The sequence below is a fragment of the Pseudovibrio sp. Ad5 genome (assembly GCF_001623095.1).
Taxonomy (GTDB): domain Bacteria; phylum Pseudomonadota; class Alphaproteobacteria; order Rhizobiales; family Stappiaceae; genus Pseudovibrio.
Window position 1 is genome coordinate 19,387 of record NZ_LMCH01000009.1, and the last position, 18,451, is coordinate 37,837.

The following is an 18,451-nucleotide window of genomic DNA, read 5'->3' on the forward strand; positions in this document are numbered from 1 at the left end:
GTCGTAAGGCGCCGGGTTTTTTGCTTGGGGTGTGTTTGGTGGTATGCCGTAATGAAAAGTTCCCGAATGTATTCACTATGCCTAAGCGTTGTAAAATTTTTCTATTTCAATTCGTGATGTATCGAGAAGGGAATTACTCCCAATAATATTACGTAGTGCTTCCGATCCAATTATTGTTGCAATCAAATTGAAGCCATACGGAGCCATCTGCATTTACTAGAAAACCTATGTAGTTGTTGTCTTTGTCGTGAATAACAAAATAATTTTCCTGCACTCTGGCAGCAACCGCATAGAATATGCAGTCAGAATTAAAAAGTAACCAAACTTCTTGATCTGCTTCGACAGTAAAACCAACAGCACTCAAAGTACGATTAAATAAAAATAAGCCAGGTATATTGGAAGCCTGATAAGGATTAATTCTGGCCGTAATGTTGGGATTCAATCGAGCGGTAATGTTAGGGTTAATTCTAGCAGTAATGTTAGGGTTAATTTTGGCTGTAATGTTGGGGTTTCTATTGCTTGGTATTCTCATTTTACTTAATTCCTTTCTGTTTATGGTGATGAGGTCGAATTAATGAATAGTAATTCTTTGTGGTCGTATTGAGTATTGCTAGGCTAAGGAAGGTGTTTAACCTTTGTTTTTATATTACAGATTCTGCAATCTGTGATCAAATCGATTCGAGTTTATGCGCTTCTTGGTTGCGGCATGGTAGGTAGATTTTGCGATGTCTTGGTCAGATTGAAGGGGCTGCTGCTGTGAAGTGTCTAAGGATTTACGCAACGCCGGATGGGGAGTCGCATTTTGGTGAGGCTGAGATACCGACGCAGAAAGTGTCGGTGCATCCTGATGCAACTCCGTTTGATGTGAGTGCCAGTTATCCGGCTTCGCGCGTCCGTTTCTCTCACATTCCAGCAGGTATGAGACAGGTGGAATGGCATAATGTGCCTGATCGGGTTTTGACTGTGAGGCTTGATGGTTCTGTTGAGTATGAAACCAGTGACGGGGAAGTTCGAACCGTCGGGGCTGGGGAGTTTGTGCTTATTGAGGATACGCATGGCAAGGGTCACCTTTCGCGGCATTCAGCTGAGGCTCAGACTGTGCTTTGGATCTCCTTGCCGAATGGGTTGGACGAGCCGTTGTAGGTGGTGAGGGTAACCAAGCCTCTCTCTTACAATTCCGCATATTAGAATTGTATTTTACAACTGGAATTCCTGCCGTGCCCTGCTAAACTATGTGGAATTGCGAGTGATAGTGCGGCGCGGGAGTGCGCTTTGCCTCAGGGAGTTTCGAGTGTCTTCTTCATTTAAATCATCTGGTCAGGTTTCCTATGAGTTGCATGGTGATGTTGCGGTTTTGACCGTGAGCAATGCGCCGGTGAATGCGTTGTCTCTGGCGATCCGGCAGGGTCTGGTTAAGCGTATCAAGCAGTTTGAAGAAGACGATGCGGCGAAGGCTGCGGTGATTGTTGGCGCTGGCAAGGTGTTCATTGCGGGGGCTGACATTCGTGAGTTTAAGCGTCCGGCCACTGAGCCGCATCTTCCTGATGTAATTGACCAGATTGAAGCGTGTTCCAAGCCTGTGATTGCTGCCATTCATGGCGTTGCGCTGGGCGGCGGGCTTGAGGTTGCGCTGGGTTGCCATTTCCGCGTTGCTGTGAAGGGCGCGAAGGTCGGTTTGCCAGAGGTGCATCTGGGTATCATTCCGGGCGCTGGTGGCACACAGCGCTTGCCGCGTTTGGCGGGCTACGAGAAGGCGCTGGAGATGATCCCGAGCGGTGCGCAGCTTGGTGCTGATGCTGTCAAAGCAGCTGGCATTCTGGATGAGGTGAGCGAAGAGACTGATGTGGTTGCAGCAGGCCTCGCGTTCGCGCGGTCTGTGATTGATAACGGAACGCCGTTGCGATGTTGCTCTGAGCTGGTTGCGCCTGCTGTTGATCTGCAGGTGTTTGCGGATGCCAAGGCTGCGGTTGCCAAGCGGGCTCGTGGTCAGAAATCACCGGTGGTGTGTGTTGAAGCCATTGAGGCTGCCAGCCAGACCAGCTTTGCAGATGGCATGGCGAAAGAGCGTGAGATGTTTATGGAGCTGAAGAACTCGGCTCAACACCGCGCTTTGTCACATGCGTTCTTTGCGGATCGGGCGCTTGGCAAGCTTCCTGAAATTGAAGGCATTGCTCCACGCGAGTTGAAATCTATCGGCGTGATCGGCGGTGGTACTATGGGGGCTGGCATAGCGACCGGGGCTCTGATGAACGGGCTTTCCGTTACACTGATTGAGCGGGATGATGAGGCTCTCAGTCGTGCGAAAGCGACGATTGCCAAGAATACTGGTGGTGCTGTTAAGAAGGGCAAGCTTTCAGCAGAGCAGGAACAGCGGATCTTTACTGAAGCCTTATCTTTGAGCACGGACTATGCCTCGCTCTCTGATGTGGATCTGGTTGTTGAGGCAGTGTTTGAAGACATCACTGTGAAGAAGCAGGTGTTCCAGAAACTGGATGAAGTTTGTAAGGATGGTGCTGTTCTGGCGACGAACACGTCTTATCTGGATGTGAACGCCATTGCTGCAGTGACCAAGCGACCGCAGGATGTGATTGGGCTGCATTTCTTCTCTCCAGCGCACATCATGAAACTACTGGAAGTGGTGGTTGCGGACAAGACTGCTCCAGATGTGATTGCGACTGGTTTCCAGCTTGGCAAGATCATGCGCAAGGTTGCTGTTCGGGCTGGTGTTTGTGATGGCTTCATCGGCAACCGCATTCTGGCGACTTATCGTGCAGCTGCTGATGCTGTTGTGGTGGACGGATCATCGCCGTTTGAGGTGGACGAGGTGATGCTGGAGTTCGGCTTCCCAATGGGGCCGTATGCGGTGGCTGATCTGGCTGGTCTGGATATCGGCTGGGCAACCCGCAAGCGGAAGGCGCCAACCCGCGATCCACGTGAACGCTATTTCACATTTGCAGACCGCATGTGTGAGCAAGGCTGGTTTGGACAAAAAACCAGCAAGGGCTATTACGTTTATGAGGAAGGTGCGCGGAAAGGCACGCCAAACCCCGCTGTTCTCGAAATTTTGACAGAGGAACGCAAAGAAAAACATATCAACGCACAAAACCTTTCAAAAGAGCAGATCCTTGATCGGTACATGGCAGCCATGGTGAATGAGGCTGCAAAGGTGGTTGAGGAAGGCATTGCCTTGCGGCCACTGGACGTGGATATGACGCTGATCTACGGCTATGGCTTCCCGCGTTGGCGTGGGGGCCCGATGCAGTACGCAGATGAGATTGGACTTGAGAAAATCCTCAACAATATCAAGGTGTATGCGCAGGAGGATGCTTACTTCTGGCAGCCTGCAAAGCTGCTAGAGGAACTGGTTGCCTCTGGCAAAACATTTGCTGACCTGAATGCTGAGCGGGGGAATAACCCGGCAGCGAAAAAGCACGAGAACGCTTGATTCTCTTCAGTTGCATCGCCATCTTCTAGTGGTGTACCCTTTGGGTAGCTCTAAAACAGCGCACATAGCAACGGTGCTGTTTTGGATGTTTATTTGCGTATCCTGAACCGAAAACCGGCGCCGGTTTTGGAAGATATGCCCGTTGGAGATGGTGATGCTGAATTTTCTGGAATACATAACCGGACGGGTGATTGCGATTTTGTTCGCGATGGCTTTACTGGCATTTATCCTCCTCATTATCGGATTTGCCTCCGGCCTGATGCTGGCCGTTATTGCCATCACTATCCCCATTGTGATCCTGAAGATCCTGTTCGGCAAGAACAAGCCCAAGATCACTTATCACTATGAGCGCAAGGATTAAGAGATCGGGAAGTTTTTGACCTCGTTCTCGCCCCAGGTTTCCATTGCCTGAAGGACCGGCTGTAGGGATCTGCCCTTTTCTGAAAGGAAGTATTCCACATGCGGCGGTACAACTTCCATAACTTTACGGTCGACAATTCCATCCTCTTCCAGAGAGCGGAGTTGTGCTGTCAATAAGCGTTGAGAAACACCGGGCAGTTTGCGTTTTAGCTCGTTGATTTAGTTTTTGAATTTGCATTGAGGAATACGTTTGTGAAGCTGCAAGTAGGAACAATAAATCTACCCGGTGACCGCGCCCTTGCATGGAGTGAATGGGGTGATGCTGATGGGCGGCCCGTGATTTTGTGTCAGGGTGCAGGAATGGCCTCTGCCATTCCGTTTGGAGAGCAAACCGCAAAGGATCTGGGTCTGCGTGTTCTCTCGGTTGATCGTCCGGGATTGGGTAAGTCCGGTGCAGATCCTGAGAAAAACTTTGAAAGCTGGGCAGAGGATATCAAAGAACTGCTTGATTTTGTGAAGGCCGATCAGGCGTTTGCGATTGGCTTTTCGCAGGGGGCGCCTTTTGCATTGGCACTGGCAGCTTCTGGTCTTGTTGATGGGGTTGCGGTTGTGTCTGGTCAGGATGAGCTGGCTTTCCCCGGTATGTTTGCCAAGCTTCCTGATGAGTTGAAGGGTATGGTTTCTTTGGCTTGCGATGATCCGGACCGTCTTGAGGCTGACATTGCAGGCATGGCGACAGCAGACTGGCTGTGGCAGATGATTGAGGGGATGAGCGGGGAAGAGGACCGCGCGTTTTATGCCTCAGCATCGTTTGCTCCTCTTTATCGTGATGCGCTGACCTCGGGCTTTGCTCAGGGAGCGGCCGGCTATGCCCGTGATACGCGACTTGCGATGGGGCGCTGGTCATTCAACGTTGAGAACATCAAGCAGGACGTGCAGTTATGGTATGGCCTCAAGGATACGAGCCCGGTGCATTCGCCTGATTTTGGCAGCACCCTTGCCACGCGTCTGAGCTGCTCTGAGCTCCATCAGATTGCAGCGGAGGGGAGTGCGATCCTCTGGACTCAAGCTGATGCTATCCTGAGCAGGCTGGTAAAATGTAAAGGCTAAGCAATAAGCCCGGCCAAGAGTTCTGCTGGGCTTTATGCACTTAGGCTGATCGCTTCTGTAAAGCTGTAGGTTCAGACCGGAATAAATATCTGCCGCACATCAGAGCTTCTGGCCACTGGTGCATCGTCTGTGTGGAGTGTCTGGTATCTATGGGCATCTTCTGAGTAGGCTTTTCCCGCGCCGTGATAACCGGCAACTTCCGGGCTTTCAAAGCCAGCACTCTTGAGTTCATTCGCTAAGGACTGCGCAAAAGGGAAAACTTTGGTCCCGTCGAGTTCTGGATCGTCTGGTGCATCTATGAAGCCAGGTTCGGAGGAAAGTTTCAGTTCTTCCGGATCAAATGATTCTGGCGCGGTTGCATCTGCGCTGTAGCAGCTTTCGACGCGTATATCGGTGAATGATTTATCCAGACCGCCTTTTGAGAGTTGCTCAGCCAGCCCTTTTGAGGAAACTGTTTCATAGCCTTCCTCACTGGCGCTTCGTTTGCTGGAGATTTCGTTAGAGCCGTTAGCGCCGTGGCCGAGTACGTAGATTTTGTTCTCACCGTTTTTCAGCGTGCCCAGAATGCCGGTTTTCTCATTGCTGATAATGTTTGCCTGCTGCAGAACATTTGCTTCAAAGGAATAGTTTTGTGCCAGCTTCAGCATGTCTGTGTAGGCATCTGATGATACAAAATCCAGAAGCTCAAATCCCTCAAGGTTCAGCTCCGAGATGACTGCATTTGCCTTATCGCGAATGTCACTGGCCTGAGCCTGGTTCTTTTCTACCAGCTGCTGCTTGAGCGTTTCCAGTTTGGTTTTAGCAGCATCATTTGCCACGATAATATGGCGTGGTTCCTTGCCAGCGGTGTTGCGGGCTTGATTGGTGCCTGCTGCGAAAAGTAAGACATCCTCAGATGCGAAGGGTGCGTAGTAGAAGCCTGTTTTGTGTTCCGGTTCTGCCTTTAAGGCGGAATCATTCGAGCTTGAGGATTGTGTGCTTTTAGTATTAACTTGCGTGAGGCTTGCGTTGTTTTCAATTTGAACAGTTGTTTGTGTTGTATTTACATTAGATATGGGCATGAGGCCACCGTGTTTATTGAGAATCAATAGTAACTGGTGGTTGTATTGTTGTGATTTAGTTTAGTTGATGGCTGTATTGTTTGATACAGCACGCATAGATTGTTTGTAGGTAGTAATATCTACTGGCTCTGAGTTGCTCCGTAGGTTCGTCGGCTTTGCGTTGTTGCCTTGAGACAGCACAAAGCCCGGCAGATTGCACGACCGGGCTTTGTTGTCTCTTAAATTTCAATCGGCTAGTTCAGCTGAGTTGCATCACCCATGGAGAAGAACAGGGTTTCGCCGTTTGCATCGTCCACGCCATCATTGTCGGTGGAGATGAGGATGCGACCATCTTTGGTGATTGCCAGACCTTCAACCTTGTCCGGTGTCCAGCCGTTGGTTGCGGACATGGCTGGGAGAAGATCGAGAGTGACCTTCTTGGTCAGCACTGGCAGCTCAACGCCATGCGGGGCAGGGGTGACACCTTCCAGAGAGATCACAGTAACCTGCTTGATGGCTGCTTCCTTGCCGCCTTTGTTGTCACGCTCTACGACTGCGAATTTGCCGTTGCCAAGAGATGTGATTTCGGAAAGACCGACCCAGCCACCGGCTGCGCTGCGTGGTGCGTCCAGCGGGTAGTGCACAAAGCCCCAGCTCTCATCAGCAGGGTTGTAGATGCCGATCTTGGTCATGCCCTTTGGATCGTCGTTCCACTCACGCTGTACAGCAACGGCCACGAGAGTTTTGCCGTTCATCTCAAACTCAGTTACGCCTTCCAGAGAGAAGCGTTTTGCCTGTGCGATGAGGCTCTCTGGTAGTTTGATTTCTTTTTCGATGACACCATGCGCAGAGGCTTGAAGCAGGAAGTGCTCCATTTCCTTCTTCGCGTTGCCTTCTGATGCCAGCCAGAAGCCGCCGTCTTTGCGCAGGGCAATGCCTTCGAGGTCGTACTTCTTGGCGGTGCCGCCGGTCAGATCCATATGGCCTGTGATTTCAACGGGCTGTTTGGAAACATCCAGCGTGAAGATGCGGGCGTTGTCGTAGAAGCTGTCTGATACGGCATAGAGTTTGTTGGCATCGGTATTGTCTGCCACCATGCCAGAGATTGCTCCCCAGCCGATTGGTGCGTTGGTTTCCGGATCGATGTTGGAGACCAGCTGCGGGTACTCAGCAGAGGTCGCGCCAAACTCATAAAGACCGATATGGGCGCGGACTTTGTCCTTTACGTTGTCCTTCTCGTTAGCAACAACGAAGAGATTGCGGGATGGGATCACCAGCAGGCCTTCCGGGCCGATGTGCGTTGGCAGGAACTGAACGAATTCTGGTTCGGTGCCGGTGTCGCGGTACACTGCTACGAAGTTTCCGCGTTCGGAGTTCACGAAAATCAGGGTCTCGCCGCCGAACTTACCAACGGTTACACCCTCTGGCTCAGTGCCCTTCTTGTGCGCACGCTTGGCCGGGTAATGCCCGTGTGACATGCCCAGATGTTCCATCTGGTTGCCACTGTCAAACTCGATGGGGCCGTCTTTGTTCCAGATGGTGAACCCACGAGACCCGCCTTTGTAATCCCCCTCATTTGCCGTCACAAAGCGATTATCATCAATCCAGGCCACAGCATCCGGTTCACGGGGAATATCTACCTTTGATCCAGACGCATCAGAGGCGCGAGCTTTCCTGACCGGCACGTTTTGTGCTGTCGCGGTACCAGCGGAAAAGTGGCTGGTGATCTTGCCGGAAGCTAGGTCAACGATTGCGAGGTGGTTGTTTTCCTGAAGTGTAACAATGGCTTGGTTGTTGCCGTTGATGGAAACAAACTCTGGTTCCGGATCATCTCCGCCTTCAGCTGCAAGGCCTGTCATTTCCACAATACGTACGGCATCGCAGTTTTTCGGCATGCCGTTCTCATCCAGATCGAAGATGGTGAGGAAACCTGCAGGCATCTGCGGCAGAGCACCATCGTTCAGGTCTTCGTCACGCTCATTTTCAATGGCGATCGCAAGGAACTTGCCGTCTTTGGACACTGCAACGGAGTCTGGCTGGCCTTTGACATCGCACTTTGCTGAAATCTGTTTTGTTGCGGTGTTGATAACGGCTACATAGCCAGATGGAGCGGTGTAGTTCTCAGAAGTGTTGACGCCTGCGAATGTGTAATTGCCTGAAATTGCAACAGAAGTTGGCTCGCCGCCCAGTGCGGTGCGTCCTACCGGCTTTGGCTGTGCTGGGTTGGTTGCGTCAAGGAAGACGATTGCTTCCTGAGGGCCATCGGTGAAAGCTAAGGTTTTTCCGTCTTCAGATGCAGCAATGATTTCTGCGACGGTTTCGGATTTGCGGTCTACGCCTTCCGCCAGTGTTTCGTAAACCGGCATGGTCGCGATGCGTTTAAAGAACTTTGCTTCAGATGCATTTGCAGCAGAAACACCAGCTGCCAACATAGCAACGGAAATGCCGCCCAAGAGTGAAGTGCGAAGAACGCGCATGAAAAATCCCCTGTCAGAATAGTTTTGCGGTTAAGTGCTTTCTGGTTAGGGGCACCGCATGGCAGGCCTATGAATGTTTGTTGAAGCTTTGATGACTAAGGTACATCAACGACTAAGGCGTTGCGGGCTCGATGCCGTCAATGGCGTCTATGAAGGGCTTTTTGGGCTTTAGGGCGAAGCCTTTGTCGTGCATCTGGGCGGATTTTATGCGATCGAGACGGAAGGTGCGGACGGCGCTGCGAAGGTGATCCCAGGCCATAATGTACCAAACCGGGTAACTCAGAAAAAGGTAGTGTGGCTCGATGGTTCGGTGAGAAAGGTTGCCGTTCTGATCGCTGTATTGGATATGGATGCACTTGCTCATCAAGAAGGCTTCGTTGACAGGGCTTATTGCTTCGCTGTCAAATTCTTCAAAAGATCCATAGACATGAAGAGAAGCCGTTTCGCCAATCCAGATGCGGGACTTCAATGTGTCGACACGGGAGCGGAGCTCTGGAGAGAAGGACGCAATCAACTTGCGGCGGATCGGTTTGAGGTTAGCCAGCAGCAGAGGGGAGCGCATGTTCTCTGCGATGGCGAGGCTGATGAGGAGGTCGATCGCTTCCTTGTATTCCAGTTTGAGGCGGCCAACACCCCAGCGGGATTGAAGGCGGATGCCGCCTCCGCGACCTTTATCTGCCTCAATGGGCAAGCCACGCTCGCGGAGCAGTTCCAGATCCCGGAACAAAGTTCTTTGGGAAATGCCGAGCTCATTTGCCAGATCATGCGTTGTGGGACACTCACCAGATTTGAGCAGTGCTTCAATTTGCTCAAGCCTGTCAAGGCGTTTTAGGGCTGTCGCTCTGGTTGCTCGGCTTGTTTCATTGCTCATCAAAGAAATGTGTCATTAAATGACATATATGTCCATACAAACAGGTCATCCGAATATTGAAGGAAAATAATGATGACCAACCAAGTGATTGAGTTTGCACCCTTTCATCTTGCTGAGGGCAAGAGTGAAAGTGATCTTGTTGCTGCTTCTGAGCGGTTTCAGGCGGAGTTTTTGAATGAGCATAAAGGGTTTGTTCGCCGTTCATTGGTGAAGCATGAAGATGGTGCTTATGCTGATATTGTTGTTTGGGCGGATAGCAGTGCAAGTGAGAAGGCTTTTGCTGCCGCTGGTCAACATGAGGCCGGACAGGCGTATTTTTCTTTGATTGATATGAGCCGTGAGCATCAGCCGCGCAAAGCTGGTGCAATGGAATTCTTTAGTGTGGTGGGTACTTATGGCTGAGCCTTTTAAAGAGGTTTTTAATCAAGCATCTATTGAACGGATGGCCTCTGCTTTGGCAGGGGTTCATTCCTCATTTCTTGCTTCTGGTTTCACAGCTGAAGCGCTGGATGGTTTGAGTGAGCTGGAGCTGAAAGAGCGTTCTCTCCATCTGGCGCGTTGCTTGCGCCGTTATCTCCCTGAGGATTATAGCGAAGCGCTGCGGATTATGATGGCGACGCTCTCGGCTCCATTGGCTATGGAGGATGAGCCAGTCTGGGAGAATGATGGAAGCGGGCTTTCTGGCTTCGTCACAATGCCGTTCTCTGATTACGTGCTGCTTTATGGCCTGGAGAAGTTTGAGCTCTCCATGGCTGCTATGAAAGAGATGACGCGTCGCTTTTCAGCTGAGTTTGCCATTCGTCCGTTTATTGAACGCTATGAAGAGGAGGCGATGACGCTTCTTGCTGAGTGGGCTGAAGATGAATGTGCGCATGTGCGGCGGCTTGTTTCTGAGGGAACACGGCCAAGGTTGCCATGGGGACAGCGATTGAAGGGCTTTATTGAGGCTCCTGATAAGTGCCTGCCATTGTTAGAGAAGCTTAAAGATGATGAGACTGAGTATGTGCGCCGGTCTGTTGCCAATCATCTGAATGACATCTCCAAGGATCACCCTGATTTAACTGCGGAGATTTGTGGACGCTGGCTCGAGCAGCCAACCGAGCGTAGATTGCGGTTGGTGCGGCATGCGTTGCGGAGCAATGTGAAGGTGGCCCATCTGCCGAGCCTTGCTGTGCTCGGATATGATGCAGAACATACGCGTGTGGTGCGTAGTATGTTGGATACTGATCGGGTGGTCTATGGGTCAGGACTGACCTTTTCTGCGGAGATAAGCAATGCCTCTGAGAAGGCAGTTCCGTTTATGCTGGACTTTGTCATCTACCATCGTAAAGCGAACGGGACACAGGCCCCAAAGGTGTTCAAGTGGCGGAGAGGCGAGTTGAGCGCTGGGCAGACGCTTCGTGTTTCAGGCAAACACAGCATTCGGCCAATCACAACACGTCGGTATTACGAGGGAGAGCATCGGCTGGCAGTGTTGCTGAACGGAGTTGAGACGCCGATTGGGTCCTTTGAATTGGTTGGTGTTGAAGAGGTGGTTGCTTAACTGCCGAATGAGCAGGCCTTGACACCGTGCGACAATAGATTATCTAAAATGACAATCTATTGTTTGTGTGTTGAGGGCATCATGCGTTTAGAAGGACATCTTGGACTTTCTACCCTTGTGAAGACATTTCCTTATCGGATTTGTCTTACATGGGCAGGTGTTCTTGTAGAGAATTTTTTGATGGCACTGATCCCGTTGCTCATCGGATTTGCCATTGATGACCTGCTTCAAGGGGTGTTCGACAATGTCATTATAATGGGTGGTGTTCTTGTTGGGCTGACGGTGATCGCGGTTGCACGCCGGATTTATGATACCCGCGCCTATGGCACAATCCGGCTCCATTTAGGGGCGGAACTGGATCAGAGGCATCAGAATAAGCCGGTTTCGAAACGAGCAGCGCGGCTGAACATGAGCAGAGAGCTGGTGGACTATCTGGAAGGGGAAGTACCTGAAGTACTTTCAGCTGTTATCCAGATTATTGTCGCTCTGGTGGTGCTTGCTGGCTTCCATTTGTGGCTGTCAGCGTCGGCGTTTACTGTCGTCGTTCTGATGCTGCTTACTTACTCGGCGTTTAACAACCGGTTTTATTTGCTCAATTCCGCCCTGAATGCAGAGACAGAGAACCAGGTGCATGTGCTTGAGAGAGGAAGCCGGCGTGGTGTCTGGAGACATCTGCGTGCGCTAAGGATGCATGAAGTTCGTCTTTCTGACACGGAGGCCATTGTTTATGGCGTGATTTTCCTGTTTCAGATTGCGTTTATTGTGATCAATCTGATCCTGGCGGCTGGGCTACCCGACATTAGTACAGGCATGATCTTTTCTATCGTGGCTTACTCGTGGGAGTTCGTGGAGGCGGCCATCATGCTGCCTATGACGATGCAAAGCCTGACACGCCTGAATGAGATCACTACGCGAATAAACAATGTAGAAGAAGAGTAAGCTGAGGCAAGAAGAGCTGGCGCGATGACCAGCCCTTACAATCGTGTGATCAGATCAACGATGGTTTGACAGGCGCGGACGTGCGCCATTTGCTATTTTGCGCAGGCCTTTGAAGTCCAGAACGGCAATCTTGTGCTTGCCGATGAGCTTTACAGCGCCTTCCTTCTCCAAGCTCTTCAGAACACGGCTTACAGTCTCAGCGCGCAGGCCAAGATAGTCAGCAATGGATTGCCTGGAGATTGGCAGAGTGAACTCTTCCACAAAGCGTGGAATGCTCATGCGGTTGCGTAGCTCAAAGATAAAGGAGGCCATGCGCTCTGTTGGGGTTTTTTTGCCCAGATCAGAGGAATGGTCGAACTGCTGGTGCATGATGTCCGTCGCGCGGCGCCAGTAGATGCGGCGCAGGTTGGAATCCAGCAGCAGCAATTCTTCGAAGACATTGCGTGGAACCAGCTTCACTAAAGTTGGTGCAAGCGCGACCACTTCACCAGACGCGTGACGGTCTGCACGGTTCATGTCCAGATACTCACCCGGGAAGCGAAGCGTGAGTAGGGATCGGCGTCCGTCACTTAAGTGGCTCTCAACGGCGATCACACCATTGAGAACTGCGAAAACAACAGGTTCCGGAAAGTCTTCTGGCGCCAGTTGATCACCTTCGTTCAGCTCGATGGTTCTGGCGGCACGTAATTCTGCTTTTTCGAAATGATGATGCATCGGGCGACAGAGGCATTCCTCGCCCTTAAAACCGCAGGATTCCTGAACACATTCAAACGAAAGATGGTCAGGTGATGACGCTATCTTTGGAGGGGTTGTCCCCGACATGCGTTAAGCTCCCCGCTTATTACGTGATTTGGCGTAAAGTCCCCTGTAGTCAAGGACATTGATATAAATCAATATTCTAAGGATTACTTTTATTCAACATTTTGTTACCGGATGAGAGTGAAAAAATATCATTCTTTAGAACTCCTAAATCCAACTACTGATTGCAATCAATGAAAACAGTTCAGCTCCATGCAGAAATACTGCGTATTCGGGGATCGATGCTGCCTGACAACGAATCTTGTTAGTATCATCCCAGCCAAACTGGGGGTAACAATGCGCCTTCTCGTCAGTATGTCGATTGCTTTGATGACAAGCACTGCGGCATTCGCAACAGATTTAGGGCCTGTTGCAAAGATAGAGCAGAAACCTGCTCTTGTAGAACTGGGAAAACGCTTATTTTATGATAGCCGTTTGTCTGGTGACACCAACCTTAGCTGTTCAACATGTCATGATCCAGCTAAGGGGTTCACAGACGGCGAAAAGCTTTCTACTGCATATACAGGTACAGAAGGTTTCCGTAATACGCCAACACTGGCGAATGTCGGACACCGGGCAGCCTGGATGCATGATGGCCGTTTAGGTACAAACCTGAACGATGTCTCTCGTGGTATGATCACAGAGACCTACATCATGAACATGGATATGCGCATCATGCAGGAACGCATGAAGCAAGATCCTGTTTACGTTGAAATGTTTAAAGCTGCGGGTAAGGGTGAACCATCTAACGGTGGTGCTCGCGGTGCTTTAGAAGCATTCCTTAAATCCATTACATCTCAAGGTTCCGCGTTTGACCGTGGTGAGCTGACCGTTTCTGAACGACGCGGTTATGAACTCTTCATGGGCAAAGCAGGGTGTTCTTCCTGTCACACCGGCAACCGCTTCACAGATGATCAGCCACACAATATCGGTGTTCCTAACAACCCTGATATCTGGTCTGATCCACTGCGTCACATCACCTATGTGACTTACGCGAAGTTCATGGGCGTTAACAACTACATGAACCTGCGTGAAGACCAGGGTGCATTCATCCGGGATCATAAAGAAGAGAACAAGCGTTCCTTCCTGACCCCAACTCTTCGTGAGCTGACATACACTGCGCCTTACATGCACAACGGCATGTTGGCGACACTTGAAGACGTTGTAGAATTCTACAACCAAGGTGGCGGTGATGATGTCAACAAAGACTCACGTCTGAAGCCTCTCAATCTGAAGAACAGCGAAAAGGCCAATCTGGTCGCGTTCCTGAAGACCTTGTCTGGCGACAGCTTCGATACTCCTGAATATGTTTGGACAGCCGACGACTACTCTTACGAGTTGATCGAAGACTGGAAAAACAAGAAGAACTAGGGGGCTGCTAAAATGACAACATTCAAAAAAACCATTAGTGTGATTGCACTTGCTGGTGTTTCCATTGTTGCAGTTGCAGCTGGTGTTCAAGCGGCTGAAAAACGCCCGGCAGAACTGGCTCCTTTGGGTGAGCCTCCTTCTCCACCAGATAACCCAATGACACCTGAAAAGGTTGAGCTGGGCAAGCTCCTGTTCTTCGATCCACGTCTGTCCGGTAACGGTGCGATGCCATGTTCGGCATGTCACTTGCCAGAGCTTGGCTGGGATTTCCCTGACAAGATCTCTCTGGGCTATCCGGGTACAGTTCACTGGCGTAACTCACCAACAATCGTGAACACTGCATACTACGGTAACTTGTTCTGGACTGGTGTTTCCAAATCTTTGGAAGCAGAAGCTCGTACAGCTGCTCGTGGTGGTGTTGCCGGTAACGGTGAAGACGACATGATGGAAGCGCGCCTTGCGTTTATTCCTGAGTATCGTGAGCGCTTCAACGATGTGTTCGGTACCGAATACCCTCTGATGCGTGACGCTTATATGGCGATTGCTGCATTTGAGCGGTCAATTGTTCAGCGTGATACTCCGTTTGATCTGTACATGCTCGGCGATGATGATGCTCTGAGTGATCAGCAGAAGCGCGGTATGGAACTGTTCACCGGTAAGGCTGGTTGTTCTACCTGTCATGATGGTGCTCTGATCTCCAACCAGAAGTACTACAATCTCGGCGTTCCAGCTTATGACGGTTGGGAAGACGATGAGCTTGCGCAAATCACCTTCCGCTTCGAGCTTTTTGCAAAAGGCTCCACGGAAGAGAAATACCGCAAGTGGAAGGACGATCCGGGCCTTTACTTCGTGACCAAGCAGAATGCTGATCTCGGCAAGTTCCGTGTGCCTTCTCTGCGTTACACCAAGTACACCGCTCCTTACATGCACAACGGCATGTTGGAAACTCTGGAAGACGTCGTAGAATTCTACAACCAGGGTGGTGGCACTAACGACTGGGCTGCAACGAAAACCGACCTGATTAAGCCTCTCGGTCTGACCGACAAAGAGAAAGCTGATCTGGTGGCCTTCGTAGAAAGCTTCACTGGCGAGCGTCTTCTCATGGAAACACCTGATCTTCCTGAGTATGAACCGCTTCCGGCTGTAACGAATTAAGAGGAGATGGAGATGACACATCAACCTAAGTCCGTCTCTCCTGAGATGATTGAGGTCGTGAACGGCCCTGAGGAAATTGCAAAAACTGGCAAGCGTTGTGTAATGACACGCCGTCAGTTCCTGCTGACTTCCGGTATTTCTACCTTCACCGTTATGGTGGCTCTCAAGTCTGGTCCTTCCTCTGCGAAGGTGCCTGCGATGGTCTCCACTTATGAGCGCAAGTTCATTTGTAAGCTTTCTGAGCTGAAAGAAGACGAACCGCTCGACTTTAACTATCCGGACGAAGGCGCTTATTGCGAGTCCATGATTGTTAAGTTGGGCAAGGAAGCTGGTGGCGGTATTGGCTCTGACAAGGACATTGTAGCGTTCAACTATACCTGTACTCACCAGGGTGGTCCGCTGCAGGGTACCTATCAGAAAGGTGATAAGGCTCTGGGTCCATGCCCACTGCACCTGACCACCTTTGACCTAACCCGTCATGGTATCTTCATCTCCGGCCAGGCTTACCAGAGCTTGCCTCAGGTTCTTCTCGAGCTGGACGGCGACGATGTTTACGCTGTTGGTATGTTCGGGCTGATCTATGGCCGCTACGACAATCTCAAAGGGTGAGGAGTAAATCATGTCAACTCCCTACTACATTCCTGGAACAAACATTCCGCTGCCTCCGGTAGATGCTGATGTTCTTTCCACTGCTTGTGATTATTGCATCGTAGCGTGTGGTTATAAGATCTATCGCTGGCCTGTTAAGGCTGGAAAAGTAGGTGGTGAAAAAGCCGCTGAAAACGCCTTTGGCGTCGACTTCCCGGTTGATCCGCTGGGCCCATGGGTTGCTCCGAACCAGTACAACGTTGTGCTGCACAAGGGCGAACCTCACCATGTGATCATCATTCCGGATAAAGATACCAAGCATGTAAACATCAATGGTAACTCTTCTATCCGTGGTGGTGCGCTGGCGAAGAAGATTTACAACCCTCAGACCCCAACTCGTGATCGTCTGAAGTCACCTATGATCCGCATGTTCGGCACGTTGATGCCGGTCACCTGGGATCTGGCTCTGGAAATTGCTGCGGAAGTTGGTAAGCACGTTATCAAGAAGCACGGCGAGAACGCTTTCTGCGTGAAAACATTCTCCTACGGCTACATGGAAAACACCTACGCGATTTCCAAGTATGCTCTGCGCTCTGTTAGCACTGCGAACTTCACATTCCACGACACTCCGTCTGATGTGACGTCCACTCCGGGCTTCCGTGATGCCGGTTTCGACAATTTCGGTCCTTCTTATCAGGACTGGAAAGATGCCGAGACTCTGATGATCTGCGGTACCGACCCATACGAGTCCAAGACCATTCTGTTCACTGACTGGATCATGCCAGCCATCCAGAACGGTCAAAAGACAATCTTCATGATCCCGCGCCGTACTGCTGGTGTGGCTTATGCGGAGAAGAATGGTGGTCTGTGGCTCGACATCCAGCCAGGTACTGACCTTCTTGTTGTGAACGCGATTGCTCGTGTGATCATCGAAAACGGTTGGCAAGACGCTGAATGGATCCGCGATTGGGTCAACAACAAGTGGGAGAGCTCCTCAGGCTTCGGTCAGGGTACTCGTAACACTCCATGGCAGTGGCGTACGACCTGGGGCAAATTCCAGACCAAAGGCTACGACGACTTCGTTAAGTGGCTGATGGCTCAGGATGAGTTTGAACCAACAGCTGCTGCTGAAACTGCTCAGATCGATGTAGAGAAAATCTACAAGGCTGCTGAGTGGATGGCTAAGCCTCGTGATGATGGATCCCGTCCTAAGACCTCCATCATGATCGAGAAAGGCTTCTACTGGTCCAATAACACCGGTAACACCAATGCGATTTCGTCTCTTGGTATTATCACTGGTTGTGGTGGTCGTCCGGGTCAGGTCATTGGCCGTGCTGGTGGTCACCAGCGTGGTGGCTTGAAGGGTGGGTCTTACCCACGCAACAAGTCTCCTGAGAAACTGCCAGGCCGTCGTCGCCGCGCAATGGATACCGACCGGTATCTGATGAGTGGTCACACCCGCTTTGCTCACGTGATTGGCAACACCTGGATTCAGTCCATGTGTGGTTCCCAGTCTCTTGCTGCAAAGTTTGAGGAACTGACTGTTCAGAACCCAAATCAGGTGCGCTCTTACGATAAGCAGACCATCATCGACACACTCAAGAAGCGTGTAGATAGCGGTGGTATGGTTGTTGTGAACCAGGACATCTACCTCGTAGATCCGATTGGTGCACGTTTCGCAGACATCGTCTTCCCAGCTGCTGGTTGGGGTGAAGACACATTCACCCGTGCAAACGGTGAGCGTCGTCTGCGTCTGTATCCAAAATTCTACGATGCACCGGGTGAAGCAAAACCTGACTGGTGGATTGTTGCGAACCTCGCGAAGAAAATGGGCTTCAAGGGCTACGATTGGAAAGACTCCAACGAAGTGCTTGAAGAAGCAGCCCGCTTCTCACGTGGCAGCCGTAAAGACTTCTTTATGCTGAAGGTTGCTGCTCAGAAGGAAGGCAAGACTCTTCACGAGAAGTTTGCTGAGTTCGGTACTGATGGTATTCAGGGCCCAGTTGTTATGCTTGAAGACGGAACCCTGCAGGGTACCCAGCGCTTGCATGACACAACCCGTGAACTGTCAGCAACTGGTCCAACCGGTTCCAACCGCTACAACAAGAAGCTCACTCACTTCAACTCTCAGACTGGTAAGTGTAACATCCAGAAGAGCCCATGGAGCCTGTTCTCCGATTACTGGGCATGGATGAAGCCGAAGGATGATGAGCTTTGGGTGACTTCCGGTCGTATCAACGAGCGTTGGCAGTCTGGTTATGATGACCGTCGTCGTCCTTACATCGTGCAGCGCTGGCCTGAAAACTGGGTTGAAATCCACCCAGATGATGCGAAAGAGCGCGGTATCGAGAACGGTGACTACGTGATGCTCTTCTCTGACCGTATTCCGGTTCAGACAGACACCACAGTGGGCATTGAAGGCGATGACTTCACCTTTACAAAACTGATGGATGAAGGCCATATCGAGCTGACTGAAGGCGCTATTACTGCGGTAGCAATTGTTACCCCAGCGCTGAAGAAGGGCATGCTTTACATGGACTTCCTGCACACCGCACAGCCAGCGAACGCTCTGTCTGGCCGCGTGGTGGACTGGATCAGCGGTAACTACAACTACAAGATGGGTGTTGGTCGCATCAAAAAGATCGGCACAAGCCCATACAAGGATAGTTTCCGGTCTATGTCTTTCGCACGTCGCGATATTGCATAGGAAATCAGGAGCTGGCGGGGCTATCCCGCCAGTTCTTTTTCCGCTTG

The 18,451-nt window shown here is 51.0% G+C and carries 17 protein-coding genes; 11 read left to right on the forward strand and 6 right to left on the reverse strand.

What is annotated here, in order from left to right; translation table 11 throughout:
* Nucleotides 1–148: 148 nt before the first annotated feature.
* Nucleotides 149–532: a hypothetical protein gene (locus PsAD5_RS06150; protein ID WP_063291456.1), complete on the reverse strand. Its 384-nt coding sequence runs from the start codon at nucleotides 530–532 to the stop codon at nucleotides 149–151.
* A 224-nt stretch (nucleotides 533–756) separates the two neighbouring features.
* Here PsAD5_RS06150 and PsAD5_RS06155 point away from each other — a divergent pair, with 224 nt between their 5' ends.
* From PsAD5_RS06155 to PsAD5_RS06165, 3 genes are all read left to right on the forward strand, one after another.
* Entirely contained in the window at nucleotides 757–1,143 is a 387-nt protein-coding gene (locus tag PsAD5_RS06155; RefSeq protein WP_063291457.1) for a hypothetical protein, read from the forward strand.
* Nucleotides 1,144–1,291: 148 nt separating this feature from the next.
* Nucleotides 1,292–3,445 carry a 3-hydroxyacyl-CoA dehydrogenase NAD-binding domain-containing protein gene (locus PsAD5_RS06160; RefSeq protein WP_063291458.1) on the forward strand — a complete coding sequence of 718 codons (2,154 nt, stop codon included), beginning with the start codon at nucleotides 1,292–1,294 and terminating at the stop codon, nucleotides 3,443–3,445.
* A gap of 154 nt (nucleotides 3,446–3,599) precedes the next feature.
* Nucleotides 3,600–3,806: a hypothetical protein gene (locus tag PsAD5_RS06165; protein WP_152986835.1), complete on the forward strand. Its 207-nt coding sequence runs from the start codon at nucleotides 3,600–3,602 to the stop codon at nucleotides 3,804–3,806.
* Here PsAD5_RS06165 and PsAD5_RS06170 read toward each other — a convergent pair.
* Entirely contained in the window at nucleotides 3,803–4,024 is a 222-nt protein-coding gene (locus PsAD5_RS06170; RefSeq protein ID WP_084404554.1) for a winged helix-turn-helix transcriptional regulator, read from the reverse strand. The genes PsAD5_RS06165 and PsAD5_RS06170 overlap by 4 nt on opposite strands.
* Nucleotides 4,025–4,057: 33 nt before the next feature.
* Between PsAD5_RS06170 and PsAD5_RS06175 the strand changes: the two genes are divergently transcribed.
* A complete protein-coding gene (locus PsAD5_RS06175; protein ID WP_063291459.1) occupies nucleotides 4,058–4,915 on the forward strand; it encodes an alpha/beta fold hydrolase in 858 nt (285 codons plus the stop codon).
* Nucleotides 4,916–4,986: 71 nt separating this feature from the next.
* Here PsAD5_RS06175 and PsAD5_RS06180 read toward each other — a convergent pair whose 3' ends face one another.
* From PsAD5_RS06180 to PsAD5_RS06190, 3 genes are all read right to left on the reverse strand, one after another.
* Complete coding sequence (locus tag PsAD5_RS06180) at nucleotides 4,987–5,976, reverse strand: hypothetical protein (protein WP_063291460.1); 990 nt, start codon at nucleotides 5,974–5,976, stop codon at nucleotides 4,987–4,989.
* A 233-nt stretch (nucleotides 5,977–6,209) separates the two neighbouring features.
* Complete coding sequence (locus PsAD5_RS06185) at nucleotides 6,210–8,432, reverse strand: esterase-like activity of phytase family protein (RefSeq protein ID WP_063291461.1); 2,223 nt, start codon at nucleotides 8,430–8,432, stop codon at nucleotides 6,210–6,212.
* A 112-nt stretch (nucleotides 8,433–8,544) separates the two neighbouring features.
* Nucleotides 8,545–9,303, reverse strand: a complete 759-nt coding sequence (locus PsAD5_RS06190) for a helix-turn-helix transcriptional regulator (RefSeq protein ID WP_063291462.1) — start codon at nucleotides 9,301–9,303, stop codon at nucleotides 8,545–8,547.
* A 69-nt stretch (nucleotides 9,304–9,372) separates the two neighbouring features.
* Between PsAD5_RS06190 and PsAD5_RS06195 the strand changes: the two genes are divergently transcribed.
* From PsAD5_RS06195 to PsAD5_RS06205, 3 genes are all read left to right on the forward strand, one after another.
* Nucleotides 9,373–9,705, forward strand: coding sequence for a hypothetical protein (locus PsAD5_RS06195; RefSeq protein WP_063290490.1), 333 nt, complete (start codon nucleotides 9,373–9,375; stop codon nucleotides 9,703–9,705).
* Nucleotides 9,698–10,846, forward strand: coding sequence for a DNA alkylation repair protein (locus tag PsAD5_RS06200; protein WP_063291463.1), 1,149 nt, complete (start codon nucleotides 9,698–9,700; stop codon nucleotides 10,844–10,846). Before PsAD5_RS06195 ends, PsAD5_RS06200 begins: the two co-directional genes overlap by 8 nt.
* Before the next feature lie 81 nt (nucleotides 10,847–10,927).
* A complete protein-coding gene (locus PsAD5_RS06205; RefSeq protein WP_063291464.1) occupies nucleotides 10,928–11,785 on the forward strand; it encodes an ABC transporter six-transmembrane domain-containing protein in 858 nt (285 codons plus the stop codon).
* A gap of 54 nt (nucleotides 11,786–11,839) precedes the next feature.
* Here PsAD5_RS06205 and PsAD5_RS06210 read toward each other — a convergent pair whose 3' ends face one another.
* Nucleotides 11,840–12,607, reverse strand: coding sequence for a Crp/Fnr family transcriptional regulator (locus tag PsAD5_RS06210; protein WP_208980871.1), 768 nt, complete (start codon nucleotides 12,605–12,607; stop codon nucleotides 11,840–11,842).
* Nucleotides 12,608–12,880: 273 nt separating this feature from the next.
* Here PsAD5_RS06210 and PsAD5_RS06215 point away from each other — a divergent pair, with 273 nt between their 5' ends.
* Genes PsAD5_RS06215 through PsAD5_RS06230 form a run of 4 tightly spaced genes read left to right on the forward strand, consistent with a single transcriptional unit; the run spans nucleotide 12,881 to nucleotide 18,404 of the window.
* Nucleotides 12,881–13,954: a cytochrome-c peroxidase gene (locus tag PsAD5_RS06215; protein ID WP_063290486.1), complete on the forward strand. Its 1,074-nt coding sequence runs from the start codon at nucleotides 12,881–12,883 to the stop codon at nucleotides 13,952–13,954.
* A 12-nt stretch (nucleotides 13,955–13,966) separates the two neighbouring features.
* Nucleotides 13,967–15,109, forward strand: a complete 1,143-nt coding sequence (locus PsAD5_RS06220) for a cytochrome-c peroxidase (protein ID WP_063290485.1) — start codon at nucleotides 13,967–13,969, stop codon at nucleotides 15,107–15,109.
* Between the two features lie 12 nt (nucleotides 15,110–15,121).
* Nucleotides 15,122–15,718 (forward strand): arsenate reductase (azurin) small subunit, encoded by a 597-nt coding sequence (locus PsAD5_RS06225; RefSeq protein WP_193757822.1) that lies wholly within the window; start codon nucleotides 15,122–15,124, stop codon nucleotides 15,716–15,718.
* A gap of 10 nt (nucleotides 15,719–15,728) precedes the next feature.
* Nucleotides 15,729–18,404, forward strand: coding sequence for an arsenate reductase (azurin) large subunit (locus PsAD5_RS06230; RefSeq protein ID WP_063291465.1), 2,676 nt, complete (start codon nucleotides 15,729–15,731; stop codon nucleotides 18,402–18,404).
* Nucleotides 18,405–18,451 lie beyond the last annotated feature (47 nt).